We start from the raw sequence: 14376 nt of genomic DNA, 5'->3' as shown, positions 1-14376 counted from the left end.
TTTAGCGATAGCGATTTACCATCAGCAGCATCTAAACGCACACAATACGAAACAGGAAAACAACAGTTTGAAACGGCTGGTTATGTTGAAATTGGCATGGATCATTTCGCACTAAAAACAGATTCACTTTATAAAGCGATGGACAACAAAACTTTGCATCGTAATTTTATGGGCTACACCGCTTCTAAAACAAAGGCGATGATTGGTTTAGGCGTTTCTTCCATAAGTGATAGTTGGTATGGTTTTGCACAAAATGTGAAGTCGAATGCCGAATATTACAGCTTATTAGATCAAGATATTATCCCAGTATTTAAGGGTCATATTTTAAATACGGAAGATTTAATTATAAGAAAACACATCCTTAATCTGATGTGCAATTTTGAAACTACTTGGAAGAATAATGCTTTATCATTTAATGAATTGCCAGAAGTGCTTATTAAACTTAAAGAATTTGAATTAGACGGTTTATTAACTTTTGAAACCAAACAAGTCATCGTTACCGAAAAAGGAAAACCATTTATAAGAAATATCTGTATGGCTTTCGATGTCTTGTTACAGCGTAAAAAACCAAATACGCAGCTGTTTTCAATGACCATTTAAATAGACAAATAAGATAATACTAGATGATTTGAAAGCTGGGTTTAACGTCCAAGAGTCTCAATTAAAAGTCATCACTTAATTTTAAAAAACGACTAAATGAAAAAAATAATTGTCCCTGTAGATTTTTCTGAACATTCAGAATTTGCACTCGAAGCTGCCGCAAGTTTAGCTCAAAAATTTGGATCTGAACTTATTGTATTACATATGTTAGAATTATCTAATGCTATTATATCATCATCAAGTGACGCCTTGAGCCAAGAAGCGGTGTTTTATTTAAAATTAGCTGAGCAAAAGTTTGAAGGCTTTTTAGATAAACCTTATTTAAAAGATATTGAGGTGACACCTATTGTAAAGCACTTTAAGGTATGGAGTGAAGTCAACGATGTTGCCAATGAGCATAATGCCAATCTCATAGTTATGGGATCTCATGGTGCTAGTGGTATTAAAGAAGTTTTAGTAGGTTCTAATACGCAAAAAGTAGTGCGTTATGCAGATATTCCTGTTTTAGTAATTAAGCATAATCCTATTTTATTAGATTTTGAAAACTCTGTTTTTGCTTGCGATTTTTCCGATGAAGCCGTAACACCTTATTTAAATGCAAAAACGACGTTTCATAAATTAGGAACAAAAGTGCATTTGGTCTATGTGAATTCACCAGATGGTCATTTTAGAAGTTCTTCTGAAATTGATAAAAAAATCGCTAAGTTTTTGAAAAAAGCAGAAGGTGATTTAGATAACTTGAATCAGGTGAACGTGGTATCAGATTACTCTGTAGAAAAAGGGATTCTTAATTTTTCTAATGTCATTGGTGCCGATGTCATTGCTGTGGCGACACACGGAAGAAAAGGCTTGTCTCATTTCTTTGAAGGCAGTGTTTCCGAAGATATCGCCAATCATTCGACGCTTCCAGTGATGACTTTTAAAATTTGATTTTAACACATAATTCGGTGTCAACTAATTAGGGTTACTTTACATCGAACTAAAAACGTCAATGATTTTTCTTTGGCGTTTTTTTTATTTCGTCAACTCTCTAAATGTGCGTTCTTGTTCCGAGTTAAGGTTTAAATCTTCTTTGATTGTAGCGGTCGTCGGTCTTAGAAAAATCAAATACGCTAATAAAGCAGCAGAAATGATAAGGTAGAATTGATTGGTTGTGATTAAGCAGATAACGATACCTAAAAATGCAGGTGCTTCGATTAAAGCATATTGTATCACTTTAGAACTTTGATACTTTGTGAGTTTGTCTTTTAAGGTAGCTTGTGCGTGCACATCATTTAATAATTTTTGAAATAAATACTGGCTTACAAATGCTCCGCATATTGCAAAAAGAGGCACCAAATAGAAGAAGGAATCTTCAGTATCTGCAAAATTTATCTGAGCGTTTTCTGTAATGAATATAATAACAGTACCAAAGACTAAAACGACAGCACAGATCATAAAATGAATGATTGTAAGCGTTTTTATGATGCTTTTTTCCGAACGATTTTGATTAGTCTGATTCATAAATAATATCTATTGGAATACGAAAATATAAAAAAGAATATCAGTTTTAGAATTTTAAAATTTGGATAAGTTTAAAAACGAGAGCCTATTCTTTTTCTACGCTTGCTTCTTATGAATTCGTTATACAAGTAATTATTCTGAATTTAAACTTAAAGATTTCACGTAGGTTTTAATGACACTCTATAGCACTAGAAGCCATTTCTATAATTGGTGCAGGCGAGAGGTAAGGAATACCAAGACCCAAACCACGAAGAATAAATAAAGCACCAATGACTATCACAAATACAGGAATTGCTTTTTGAATCCGTTGTTTAATAGTACTGTTTAGAAATTTTCCGAGATAAATAGCGGTTGTCATCAACGGAATGGTTCCTAATCCAAATAATACCATATACAAACTACCTTCAAATAAACTGCCTGTAGCAATAGCACCAAATACAGCCATATAAACCAAACCACATGGCAAAAATCCGTTTAGAAAACCGATGGTTAAAAAGGTATCTGCAGTTTTCTTTTTTAAAGCTTTACCTAAAGATGATTTTACTTTAGAGATCACTTTGTATAATGGTTTTGATAAATTGTATTTGCCAATAGTTTTATGAGGTAGAAGCACCAGAACAATCATTAAAATACCAATGATAATGGATAGTTGCTGCTGAATACCAAAAATGTAAAGGCTTTTACCTAGAAGTCCAAAAACAAGACCTATAATACTGTATGCTAATAATCTTCCAAAATGGTAAATCCCAATCTGACTCACTTTTTTAAAAGAATTAGCACGATCTACAGGCAACATAAAGGCAATTGGACCACACATGCCAACGCAGTGTAAACTTCCTAATAGACCTAATATGAGTGCAGAAATTAGCATTGTTTTTGTCTGGTCGAGCGCAGTCGTGACCTAATAATGAGTTGTTATTTAAATGACCTCTCGACTGAGCTCGAGGTGACATTGTTACTTAATTAATAAGTGATTTCGGTTTTATAGAGATAAGAATTATCAGTATATTTCCAATCTATTTTAATGTTCCAACGACCATCCAGCAAGCGTTTGTCAGGTATGAGCAAATTGTGGTTAGACAGTGAAATCGGAATTTCAAAATCTAATTGCTTGTTAGATGGTCTATATAGGAACACTTTTCCTTCAATGGTGTTGTAATCTAAATCTTCTGGAAATACAATAACAAGTCCGTCGTTATTCTTTTTCCATGTCACATCCGTTTTTAGGGTTCTTGAATGTTGTTCTTTAATAATATCAGCTTCAAAGACCACTTCTTGTCCGTAATAATCCTCTACAACCAAATCGTGTTCATACTTAGTACCTGTACTCATTGTAATAACGAAATACATAATAAAGGATATAAAACATACAAATGCAATAACGATGGCTGTTCCCCAATTTATTTTCATAACAAAATTTATTTTGTTATCCTGAACTTAATTCAGGATTTCATTATTTTTTATCCTAAATATTTTTCAGAATATATTTATTAATCCATTCAACCTTAATTAAAACTCCGTGGGCCTAAAAATGAAACTGATGTGGTTTCAATTAAATCACCTTCACTGTACACATCAATAGTAACGCTATTTTTGTCACCAGATAAATCACTTTGTTTTAATTCTATAAATAAGGTGCCTTCGGCAACGCCTTGCGCTTCAACAATAAACGTTTCAGATGTTGAGACGGTATTTACAGTGCCATCCCATCCTCTTAATTTAAAGCTTAAATCACCAATATCTTTAGAGGTTTTATTTATTAATTTAAAGGTGTACACATTACTAATAATACCATTATCTTTATGTTCATAAAGTTGTCCTGGTAAGCGCAAAATTCGTGCTTCAACGTCACTTCTTAACGCTAACATTCCTGCTAATATGCCAATTAAAATGGTTAATACAGCGATATAACCTTTGAGGCGTGGTGTCAATTTGAAAGGCTCTTTTTTAGCGATGTTGTCTTCACTTGCAAAACGAATTAATCCTTTAGGCAGATTAATCTTTTCCATGATATCATCACATTCATCAATACAAGCGGTACAATTGACACATTCTAATTGTGTACCGTTTCTTATGTCTATTCCTGTTGGGCAAACATTAACACATTGAAAGCAATCGATACAATCACCATGACCAAGCGCTTCCCGATCTTCATTTTTTCTAAATTTTTTACGACCGTTGTCAGCTTCACCTCGTTTATAATCGTAAGCTACAACAATAGATTTATTATCTAACAACACGCCTTGTAAACGACCATAAGGACAAGCGATAATACATACTTGCTCTCTAAACCATGCAAACACAAAGTAAAAGACACTTGTAAATATAAGCAGTGGAATTAAAGTGCCTGTATGCTCAAACGGACCTTCAACAATGTATTTAATAAGTTCATCGCCTCCAATTAAATACGCTAAAAACACATTAGCAATTAAGAACGAAATCACTAAAAATATAAACCACTTTAGTACACGCTTTCTAATTTTTTCTGCATCCCATTTTTGACGAGCCAAACGCATTTGCTTGTTTCGGTCACCATCAATCCAATACTCAATGCGTCTAAAGACCATTTCCATGAATATGGTTTGTGGGCAAATCCAACCACAAAAAATACGACCAAAGCCTACGGTAAATAGTGTTATAAAAATGACACCAATTAACATTGAGATGACGAAAAGATAAAAATCTTGAGGCCAGAATGGGAAACTAAAAATATTAAATCGTCGTTCTAAAATATTAAATAATAGAAATTGATTGCCATTAATTTTAATGAAAGGTGCTGCAAATAAGAAGGCTAGTAAAACGTAGCTGACTATTTTTCGCTTTTCATACAAAGGACCTGAAGGCTTTTTAGGAAAGACCCATTTACGCTTACCATCGGTATCGATAGTATTAATAGAATCTCTAAAAACTTCATTTTCTGGCGTTTCCATTTTCTTTTAATAACTTAAATTAGTTATTAGATACCACAGTTTTATCAGCTTCTGATGCGATTTCAGGAGTCTCAACTTCTGTTTCAGATGTGTCCGTTTTTGAAGCTTCGTCTATCCAAATATCACCTTCAGCAGCTTTTGGTTCTGCAGGTGTTGTACCTTGAAATTGTAATACATAACTTGAAACCTGTGCCATCTCTAAAGGCTTTAATTCAGATTTCCAAGCCACCATACCTTTACCATCACGTCCACCTTCAGAAATTGTTTTGAAGACATTTTTAATGCCTCCTCCTAAAATCCAATTTTCGTCCGTTAGGTTTGGACCAATTCCACCACCACCATCTGCTTTGTGACAAGCCACACAGTTGGCTTCAAAAATGGTTTGTCCTGCTTTTAAATCTGATGCATCTGCTAATAGTTCAACCGTATTATAATCTACTAAGCCTTTTGCAGTTTTCTTGTATTCTTCAATGGCTCTGTTGGCTTCGGCATATTCAATTTCATATTCCACAAACTGATCGTCTGCATTTAAAACATGATAACGCACCATATAAATAACTCCAAATAAAATAGAAGCATAGAAGGTGTAAACCCACCATGGTGGTAAATTATTGTCTAGCTCTTTAATGCCATCGTAATTATGATCTAAGATAATTTCGCCTTCCTCTTCAATCGGTTTAGATCCTAAAAGGTTGGTGTAGGTTTCTTGAATCCATGCAACTGCCTTAGATGGTTTGTTAGCATTGGCAAGGTAGCGTGCTTTTGCTTCTTCGTCTAAACTTTGAAAAAGAATATTGTCCATGGAACTTACAATGGCTTCGATTCCTATTAATACACATAAGATTAATAATAAGAATAAAAGAATGACAGGTTGCTCCATAAAAGCAGGCTGATCTCCAGACTCTACAAAGTATTCTATGAGTCCGGCAATAATAAAAAATAGTACTGGAACTCTAACGTATGATGGAATTAAATGTCTCATAAGGTATTGTCGTTTTGATTTTCTAATGGGATATTACTAACAGTGGCGATATAATCTTTCTTGGCTGTAAATACCCAATAAAAGAGTACAACAAAGAATGCAAAAAAGATAAGTAGTGATATCATTGGGTATATTTCTATACCTGTAATCGTTTCTAAGTGGCCTTTTACAAATTTGAACATAGTAAATTAGTTTTGTACGGTTTGGTCAATAATATCTTTTACTTTAATGTCGGTTCCGAGGCGTTGCAAATACGCAATCATAGCAACAATTTCTCGGTTTCGCATTTCTACAAAATCTTCACCACCTGCATTTTTATCAGCTTCGTAAGAGCTTACAAAATCAGGATCGCTATATAGGTTTTTCTCAATTTGAGTACCTTGTTCTAGCATATGCGCTTCTGCGTTTGCAATGTCTTCTGGTGTGTATGGCACGCCTAGACTCACCATAGCTTCCATTTTCTGTTGTGTCGTTGATTTATCAAGCTCATTTTTAATTAGCCATTGGTATGGTGGCATAATTGATTTTTCATTCATAGCTTGTGGATCATAAAGGTGACTTAAGTGCCAGCTATCTGTGTATTTTCCACCAATACGATGTAAATCTGGACCTGTACGCTTACTTCCCCAAAGGAATGGGTGATCGTAAACAAATTCTCCAGCTTTAGAGTATTCGCCATAACGTTCTACTTCAGATCTAAATGGACGAATCATTTGTGAGTGACAACCAATACAACCTTCTCTAATATAAAGATCACGTCCTTCTAATTCTAAAGGTGTATAAGGTTTTACACTACTAATGGTAGGTATATTCGATTTTACAACAATGGTTGGTATAATTTGAACAATACCACCAATTAAAATAGCTACAGTTGCATAAATAGTTAAAAGCACTGGCTTACGTTCTAACCATGTGTGCCAGCCTTCGCCTGCAACACGTCCTTTAGAAACACGTTTTAATTCTGGTGCTTCGGCTAATTCGTCAGTAACTTTGCTTTCTGCTTTTACAACGGTCATAATAACGTTATAAACTAAAACCAGCATACCAGTAATGTATAAGGTACCACCAATAGCACGCATCCAATACATTGGCATAATTTCAGTTACAGTTTCTAAGAAGTTACCATAGACTAAAGTACCATCTGGATTAAATTGTTTCCACATACTCGCTTGTGCAAAACCAGCAACATACATTGGTAAGGCATATAACATAATCCCTAAGGTGCCTATCCAAAAGTGGACGTTAGCCAAACCTAGAGAGTAAAGTTTGGTCTTAAATAACTTTGGAATCAAATAATAGATCATACCAAAGGCTAAGAAACCATTCCAAGCTAAAGCTCCAACGTGTACGTGGGCAATAATCCAATCTGTATAATGTGCAATGGCATTTACGTTTTTAAGCGATAACATTGGGCCTTCAAACGTTGCCATACCATAACCTGTAATCGCAACAACCATAAATTTTAAAACAGGATCTGTACGGACTTTATCCCAAGCTCCACGCAAGGTTAATAAACCGTTTATCATTCCTCCCCAAGAAGGTGCTAATAACATGATAGAGAATGCGACACCTAAATGTTGTGCCCATTCTGGTAAAGCGGTATATAGTAAATGGTGCGGTCCTGCCCAGATATAAATAAAAATCAATGACCAAAAGTGAACAATAGAAAGTCGGTAAGAGTAAACTGGTCTATTTGCAGCTTTAGGAACAAAGTAATACATTAAGCCTAAAAATGGTGTGGTTAAGAAAAATGCTACAGCATTGTGTCCGTACCACCATTGTACTAAGGCATCTTGTACACCTGCGTAAACCGAGTAACTTTTCATACCAGTGAAACTCACAGGTAAGGCTAAACTATTAAAAATATGAAGCACAGCAACCGTTACAAATGTGGCTAAGTAAAACCAAATGGCAACATATAAGTGACGCTGACGACGTTTTAAAATCGTGCCAATCATATTCACACCAAAAGCCACCCAAATTAAGGCAATAGCAATATCAAAAGGCCATTCTAATTCAGCATATTCTTTAGAAGTCGAATAACCCAAGGGTAAAGTAATGGCTGCACCAACAATTAACAATTGCCAAGCCCAGAAATTAAAATTACTTAGCTTATCACTAAACATTCTTGCTTTAAGTAGACGTTGCAGTGAATAATACACACCAGCAAAAATCGCATTACCAACAAAGGCAAAGATTACGGCATTGGTGTGTAAAGGTCTTAAGCGACCGAAACTTAACCATGAGATGCCATCCGTCATTGTTGGGAATAAAAACATAAACGCCAAAATGAGGCCTACGAGCATTCCAACAACTCCCCAAAGAATGGTAGCGTAAAGGAATTTTTTAACGATTTTATTATCGTAATAGAATTGTTGCATTTCCATATTAAAAAAATTAGTCAGTTTTTGTTTGTTTTGATGTTTTGGTGGTTTCTTTTACTAGTTCGTCTTCAAAGAGCATACGTACCGAAGGAGTGTAATCATCATCGTACTGACCAGACCTTACTGCCATTAAAAAAATAATGAAGAAAGTCACGCCAACAACAACGCTAACTGATAATAAAATATAAATAACACTCATACCTACTTGAAGTTACAGGACAAAAATAATAGTGAACCTAGTCTTAAAACATGACATTTATCATGTTGGATAATTTATTTTAATTTTCGTCCTAAAATATTAGTAGCAATCGTCGTAAATACCACGATACTAATAGAGCTTAAAGGCATTAAAATGGCAGCAACCACAGGTTCTAGTTGACCAGTTACTGCAAAATATAAGCCGATAACGTTATAAAAGAACGATAGGACGAAACTCCATTTTATAATTTTTATAGCTTTTTTAGACGCTGTAATAAACGTAAACAATTGCTCAAATTTTGAGGCATCTAAAATGGCATCGCAAGCTGGTGAGAATACATTAACATCTTCTGAAATCGCTATACCAACATTACTCTGCGCCAAAGCACCAGCATCGTTTAAACCGTCACCAATCATTAAAACTTTAGCGCCTTCGGACTGATGGTATTTTATAAACTCTAGTTTGTCTTCTGGTTTTTGATTGAAAATCAGTTTGGTTTTAGTAGGCAGTAATTTGGTGAGATTGTCGCGTTCACCTTCATTATCACCAGATAAAATCACCAAATCGAATTGCTGTTTCAATTGGTTAAATAATTTTGAAACTCCCTTTCTGTAGCTATTGTAAAATGTAAATTTCCCTTTATAAACATCATTACTACTGACATGAACTGTGGTGTTTAAAACAGGATTTGGATCTGGATTACCCACAAAACTTGCCGAACCGATTTTCATGTTTACAGCAGCGTGTTTGGCTTCAATACCTTTGCCTATGTGTTCTTCAAAAGTATCAAGCGTTACGATGTTATTTTCTTCAAGAATGTTATAAAGTGTTCTACTTAAAGGATGATTAGAGCCTCGAAGTGAGTTTTTAAGGACTAAACTTTCAGAATGCGAAAGGCGTTCACCATCATATTCCGCATTACTATCTTTATTTGAAGTTATGGTGCCTGTTTTATCAAAAATGACTGTATTTATTTGCGCTAATTGTTCAATAATCGTAGCATTTTTTACGTAGAATTTCTGTTTACCAAAAATGCGTAACATATTCCCAAAGGTAAAAGGCGCAGAAAGTGCAATGGCACAAGGGCAAGCAATAATGAGTACAGCGGTAAATACATTCATGGCTTTACTCGGATCTACAACCAACCAAAAAAGCGTTGCAATAAACGCTACTGCCAATAACGTAATAGTAAAATGCTTACTAATGGTATTGGTAATATTGGTAAAGCCTTCCTCTTTATTCTTACTAAAAACATCATTACTCCATAATTGCGTGAGGTAACTTTGTTCAACGGATTTTAGAGCTTCCATTTCAATAACTCCATTGGTTTGTTTGCCACCAGCAAATAGTTTATCGCCAGATTGTTTGGATATGGTTTGAGATTCGCCAGTCACAAAACTGTAATCTATTTTGGCTTTGCCATTAATAAGAATACCATCAACAGGAATTAATTCTTCATTCCGAATTAAAATCCGATTTCCTTTTTCAATATCATAAACTTGAATGGAATTTTCGCTACCATCTTTATCTATTTTAGTAATAGCAATAGGGAAGTACGATTTATAATCCCGTTCAAAGGATAGAAATTCGTATGTTTTTTGTTGAAAAAATTTCCCGACGAGTAAAAAGAAAATTAATCCAGCCAAACTATCAAAAAAGCCTGAACCTAAATCGAATATAATTTCAATAGTACTTCTTATAAATAAAACCGAAACACCCAAAGCAATGGGCACGTCAATATTGAGCATTTTAGCTTTTAAGCCTTTATAAGCCGAAATAAAATAATCTTGAGCCGAACAAAATACAATAGGTAAAGACATGGCAAACATTAACCAGCGAAACAAGGGTTTGTATTGCTCTAGCCAGAATTCATCCACTTGAAAATATTCAGGAAATGATAAAAACATAATATTACCAAAACCAAAAGCTGCGACACCGAGTTTGTAAATTAGGGTTCTGTTGATGTGTTTTTTACCAGATTTAAAATCGTCTAAACTGATATAAGGTTCATAACCAATGGAACTTAATAATAAAACGACAGATTTTAAATTGGTGGTTTCAGAATTATAAGTCACTCTTACGTTTTTCTTTCCGAAGTTAACTTGCGAATCTGAAATGTTTGGGTTGAGTTTGTTGAGGTTTTCTAGAATCCAAATACAAGAACTACAATGAATATGTGGAATGTATAAGGTTGCGATTTCAATGTTGTCGCTTCTAAATTCAGTGAGTTTTTCGATGATATTTTCCTGTGAAAGAAAATCGTATTTACCTTCAATTTCTTTTGGGATGGCACCTGGCGAATTCTGTAAATCGTAGTAACTGGTTAAGTCGTTTTCGTTAAAAATTTCGAAAACAGTTTTACAGCCATTACAACAGAATGATTTATCCTGAAATGCGATAGGACGACTACCACAGTCATCACCACAGTGAAAACAAGTTTTGTTTTCCATAGTTATTTGCTCAATTATACCTGTAACAAAAGTCACAAAACATGAGCCTCTAAACTATGATATTTGTCATGTTTTTCTGTATATTTGAAATACACCTTAAATGAAAACCTTATGAGTAAGTGTGAGTCGTGCATTGTAAAAGAATTTAATTCTTTAAAATCTTTAACTAGAGATGAGTTAATGCGAGTGTCAGCTTGTAAAACAGGAAAAATTTACAGCAAAGGTCAAGTGATTTTTGAAGAAGGTGAAACGCTAAACGGCGTATACTGCGTTAAAGACGGTGTTTGTAAGCTCACTAAATTAAGTGAAAACGGTAAAGACCAAGTGGTGAAGTTGGTGGTTAAAGGTGGTTTGTTAGGCAAACGCTCTTTAGTATCTGAGCAGAAAACAAATTTAAGTGCTGTAGCATTGAATGATATGGAAATGTGTTTTATTCCGAAGAGTGAAATAATGGCGGATTTAGAGAAAAATCCAAAATTTACCATGGATGTCTTAAAGAAAATGGCGGACGATTTAAAAGCATCGGACGTGTCCTTAGTGAATATGGCGCAAAAGTCTGTAAAGAAGAGAACCGCAGAGATTTTAATGTATGTGCATGATAATTTTGGAATTGACCATGAAGGCTATTTGAGTATTGTTTTATCTCGAGAAGATTATGCCAGTATTGTAGGAACCGCAACAGAATCTGCGATTAGAATTTTATCCCAATTTAAAAAACAAGGTCTCATTTCCACTTCGGGCAAACGTATAAAAATAGAAGACTATTCTGGCTTTAAATGGATTGAGTAAAAATATAAAAGGCTCTCGAAAACATCGAGAGCCTTTTTTTTGTTCAGGACATGCTTATTAATCAGTTCCGAAGTTTTTCACTTCTTTAAAAGGATCCATTTCAAGAGCCTTCATTTTTGTTTGATAGGCTTTCCATTCCGTATTAAAAAATGTATTCGTTTCTTCAAACAGACCACTAAGTGCCTTTTTTGCATGTTTAATCAGCGTGTTTTCTGTTGCGGTTAATCCGTTTTGACTTCCGTACACATAACTTCTGGCAGTGCCTAAACGTTGCAATGGTGTTACTTCTGGATTTCTGGTAATACCTTGGCGTTTGTCAACTTTTCCTAAGTAGGTGTCTATTAAACTATCTATCGATTTTACAATGGCTTTGGTACTTTTAATGTGTTCCTTATGTGCTTCTTTATCGAGTTTGGTTAAATCGTTTTTATAATTTTCAGCAATCGTTTTACTTTCAACTAACTGCTTTACAGCGTCTGCAGCAGTTTGTTGTAATCGTTCTAATTCTTTTGAAGCCGCATAAACAGCATCAATGTTCGTTTTTGAAACGTCTAACCTCGGATCAGATTCAACTTTAATGGTTGTTTCAGAAGTTAAGTCACCATAATGCAGAACGGCTTTGTAAGATCCTGGTTTTACGCTGACTCCTCCAGATTCTCGCGTTCGTTTTCTAATAGTTCTTGATGGTCTATCAACGCCAGCTTCATCCATATTCCACCTCCATTTATGGATGCCATTTTCTTTAGGTGCTTTCGTTTTTAAAGTTCGAATTAAACGACTACCATCGTAAAGCTTAAGTGTTAATGAATCCCATTTGGTTTTAGTTTCATCTTTTTCTTCATTCTGGTTGCTAAGCGAAGTCGAATCGTCATCTTCGTCTTTTTCACTAAGCGAAGTCGAATCGTCCTTCTTATTAAACAAATAAGAAAAACGAGCACCTCCAGCACGATTTTCACCATGATACATCGCATCTGCACCAAAACGACTTCCTGTAGGTTGTTGGTAAGCCGCTTGATAAGCCGTTGGTGGCTCAAATAATTTTATGGTTGAGCTAATGACAGCCTTGTTTTTTGCCATTTCGCGCAATGGTCTAATATCATCTAAAACCCAAGCAGCACGCCCAAAAGTACCGATCACCAAATCGTGTTCTCTCGGATGAATCACTAAATCTTTAACAGACGTTGTAGGGAAACCGTCGTTCCATTTAGTCCATTTGTTTCCTGCGTTTATTGAAACGTATAAACCATCATCAGTTCCTAAAAACATAAGGTTAGGTTCTACTAAATCTTCAACAATAGATAAGGTATAACTTTGTACATCATTTTCGTCAACAATACGCTCCCAAGATTTACCATAGTTTTTGGTTCTGTAAGCATAAGGTGTGTAATTGAAACGACGATAATCATTTGCTATTAAAAGGGCCTCGCCTTTATTTTTATTTGAGGCTTTAATTTGAGCAATCCAACTGCCTTTTGGTAAATCTTTGAGGTTTTTGGAGACCTCGTTCCAAGAATTACCACCATTTAAAGTATAATGCACACGACCATCGTCAGTTGCAGCCCAAAGCATGTTTTTTTCAATTGGTGAAGGTTCAATCACTAAAATAGTACAGTGATTTTCTGCACCTGTAGCATCCATAGTTAAACCACCACTTTCAGATTGTTTTAGTTTTTCAGGATCGTTGGTGGATAAATCTGGTGAGATTACCGTCCAAGTTTCACCTTTATCAGTGGATTTATGTACAAATTGACTTCCAAAGTAAAGCGTGCTATTATCAAATGGGTCAATGTTTATGGCAGAATTCCAATTGAAACGTAATTGTACATTGGCATCAGGATGCGTTGGTCGTACTCCATAATTATTTCCTGTTTGCCAATCGTATCTGCTGACATAACCTTGTTGACTCATAGACCAGCCATATCTAGAATCGTCTCTATCTGGCACCACATCAAAACCATCACCAAAAGCAATTTCTTGCCAGTAACTATTACGAATACCTTGCGCTCTCCAAACGTAAGCAGGTCCCCTCCAAGAGCCATTGTCTTGCATGCCTCCGTAAACATTATATGGATATTCATTATCTACATTAATATGATAAAATTGCGCCACAGGTAAATTACCTATAAAACGCCATGTTTTACCACCATCTTTGGTAATATTCATCCCTCCATCATTACCATCAATCATAAATTGGCCGTTGTCTGGATGAATCCACCATGCGTGATGGTCTGGATGCACACCATTAGCTACTCCATAAGCAGGCATTAACTCTTTAAAGTTTCTACCACCATCTTCTGACACATTTACATAGGTGAAAACCGAAAATAACCTGTTTTCATTTTCTGGGTCTACATGAATATCAGAATAGTAAAAAGGTCTATTCCCAATATCACTTTTATCATTAATTTTTTTCCATTTAAAACCACCATCTTCACTTTTATAAAGTGCATTTTTTTTTTTTTTTTTTAAAGCATAAATTATATTTGGCTTGTTTTTAGCAATGGCAACACCAATTCTGCCTAATTCACCTTTAGGAAAT

At 34.9% G+C, this 14376-nt stretch carries 12 protein-coding genes and 1 pseudogene; 3 read left to right on the top strand and 10 right to left on the bottom strand.

What is annotated here, in order from left to right:
- Both AB8B52_RS14425 and AB8B52_RS14420 read left to right on the top strand, forming a co-directional pair.
- Positions 1-600, top strand: a pseudogene (locus AB8B52_RS14425) (coproporphyrinogen III oxidase); the annotation flags it as partial.
- 96 nt (positions 601-696) lie between these two features.
- Entirely contained in the window at positions 697-1530 is an 834-nt protein-coding gene (locus tag AB8B52_RS14420; RefSeq protein WP_406029349.1) for a universal stress protein, read from the top strand.
- Between the two features lie 84 nt (positions 1531-1614).
- Here AB8B52_RS14420 and AB8B52_RS14415 read toward each other — a convergent pair whose 3' ends face one another.
- The 9 genes from AB8B52_RS14415 to AB8B52_RS14375 form a co-directional block, all read right to left on the bottom strand.
- Positions 1615-2103 (bottom strand): hypothetical protein, encoded by a 489-nt coding sequence (locus AB8B52_RS14415; protein ID WP_406029347.1) that lies wholly within the window; start codon positions 2101-2103, stop codon positions 1615-1617.
- A gap of 169 nt (positions 2104-2272) precedes the next feature.
- Positions 2273-2974, bottom strand: a complete 702-nt coding sequence (locus AB8B52_RS14410; protein ID WP_406029346.1) for a sulfite exporter TauE/SafE family protein — start codon at positions 2972-2974, stop codon at positions 2273-2275.
- A 92-nt stretch (positions 2975-3066) separates the two neighbouring features.
- Positions 3067-3513, bottom strand: coding sequence for a FixH family protein (locus tag AB8B52_RS14405; RefSeq protein ID WP_406029344.1), 447 nt, complete (start codon positions 3511-3513; stop codon positions 3067-3069).
- A 95-nt stretch (positions 3514-3608) separates the two neighbouring features.
- The gene (gene ccoG, locus AB8B52_RS14400) at positions 3609-5033 is read right to left on the bottom strand and encodes a cytochrome c oxidase accessory protein CcoG (RefSeq protein ID WP_406029342.1); all 1425 of its coding nucleotides are present in this window, start codon (positions 5031-5033) and stop codon (positions 3609-3611) included.
- 19 nt (positions 5034-5052) lie between these two features.
- Positions 5053-6015, bottom strand: coding sequence for a cbb3-type cytochrome c oxidase N-terminal domain-containing protein (locus tag AB8B52_RS14395; RefSeq protein WP_406029340.1), 963 nt, complete (start codon positions 6013-6015; stop codon positions 5053-5055).
- The gene (locus tag AB8B52_RS14390; RefSeq protein WP_406029338.1) at positions 6012-6197 is read right to left on the bottom strand and encodes a CcoQ/FixQ family Cbb3-type cytochrome c oxidase assembly chaperone; all 186 of its coding nucleotides are present in this window, start codon (positions 6195-6197) and stop codon (positions 6012-6014) included. Before AB8B52_RS14390 ends, AB8B52_RS14395 begins: the two co-directional genes overlap by 4 nt.
- A gap of 6 nt (positions 6198-6203) precedes the next feature.
- Positions 6204-8402, bottom strand: a complete 2199-nt coding sequence (ccoN, locus tag AB8B52_RS14385) for a cytochrome-c oxidase, cbb3-type subunit I (RefSeq protein ID WP_406029336.1) — start codon at positions 8400-8402, stop codon at positions 6204-6206.
- Between the two features lie 10 nt (positions 8403-8412).
- On the bottom strand, positions 8413-8598 hold the full coding sequence (gene ccoS, locus AB8B52_RS14380) for a cbb3-type cytochrome oxidase assembly protein CcoS (protein WP_406029334.1): 186 nt from the start codon (positions 8596-8598) through the stop codon (positions 8413-8415).
- Between the two features lie 74 nt (positions 8599-8672).
- The gene (locus AB8B52_RS14375) at positions 8673-11048 is read right to left on the bottom strand and encodes a heavy metal translocating P-type ATPase (protein WP_406029332.1); all 2376 of its coding nucleotides are present in this window, start codon (positions 11046-11048) and stop codon (positions 8673-8675) included.
- Between the two features lie 111 nt (positions 11049-11159).
- On the opposite strand from AB8B52_RS14375, the gene AB8B52_RS14370 reads away from it, so the two are divergent.
- A complete protein-coding gene (locus AB8B52_RS14370) occupies positions 11160-11837 on the top strand; it encodes a Crp/Fnr family transcriptional regulator (protein ID WP_406029330.1) in 678 nt (225 codons plus the stop codon).
- 57 nt (positions 11838-11894) lie between these two features.
- Here the strand turns inward: AB8B52_RS14370 and AB8B52_RS14365 are convergent.
- Positions 11895-14376, bottom strand: a 2482-nt coding sequence (locus tag AB8B52_RS14365; protein ID WP_406029328.1) for a hypothetical protein, incomplete at its 5' end; no start/stop codon positions are given.

This window comes from Winogradskyella sp. (assembly GCF_045105575.1).
Lineage (GTDB): Bacteria > Bacteroidota > Bacteroidia > Flavobacteriales > Flavobacteriaceae > Winogradskyella.
Note: the sequence above shows the minus strand (reverse complement) of the source record. Positions and strands in the feature narration are given on the sequence as shown.

What these genes read in the sequence shown, in the direction of transcription:
- AB8B52_RS14410 (WP_406029346.1), bottom strand. Translation starts at nt 2,974, where the DNA reads ATGCTAATTTCTGCACTCATATTAGGTCTATTAGGAAGTTTACACTGC.
- AB8B52_RS14395 (WP_406029340.1), bottom strand. Translation starts at nt 6,015, where the DNA reads ATGAGACATTTAATTCCATCATACGTTAGAGTTCCAGTACTATTTTTT.
- ccoN (WP_406029336.1), bottom strand. Translation starts at nt 8,402, where the DNA reads ATGGAAATGCAACAATTCTATTACGATAATAAAATCGTTAAAAAATTC.
- AB8B52_RS14415 (WP_406029347.1), bottom strand. Translation starts at nt 2,103, where the DNA reads ATGAATCAGACTAATCAAAATCGTTCGGAAAAAAGCATCATAAAAACG.
- ccoG (WP_406029342.1), bottom strand. Translation starts at nt 5,033, where the DNA reads ATGGAAACGCCAGAAAATGAAGTTTTTAGAGATTCTATTAATACTATC.
- AB8B52_RS14405 (WP_406029344.1), bottom strand. Translation starts at nt 3,513, where the DNA reads ATGAAAATAAATTGGGGAACAGCCATCGTTATTGCATTTGTATGTTTT.
- AB8B52_RS14370 (WP_406029330.1), top strand. Translation starts at nt 11,160, where the DNA reads ATGAGTAAGTGTGAGTCGTGCATTGTAAAAGAATTTAATTCTTTAAAA.
- AB8B52_RS14375 (WP_406029332.1), bottom strand. Translation starts at nt 11,048, where the DNA reads ATGGAAAACAAAACTTGTTTTCACTGTGGTGATGACTGTGGTAGTCGT.
- AB8B52_RS14420 (WP_406029349.1), top strand. Translation starts at nt 697, where the DNA reads ATGAAAAAAATAATTGTCCCTGTAGATTTTTCTGAACATTCAGAATTT.
- ccoS (WP_406029334.1), bottom strand. Translation starts at nt 8,598, where the DNA reads ATGAGTGTTATTTATATTTTATTATCAGTTAGCGTTGTTGTTGGCGTG.
- AB8B52_RS14390 (WP_406029338.1), bottom strand. Translation starts at nt 6,197, where the DNA reads ATGTTCAAATTTGTAAAAGGCCACTTAGAAACGATTACAGGTATAGAA.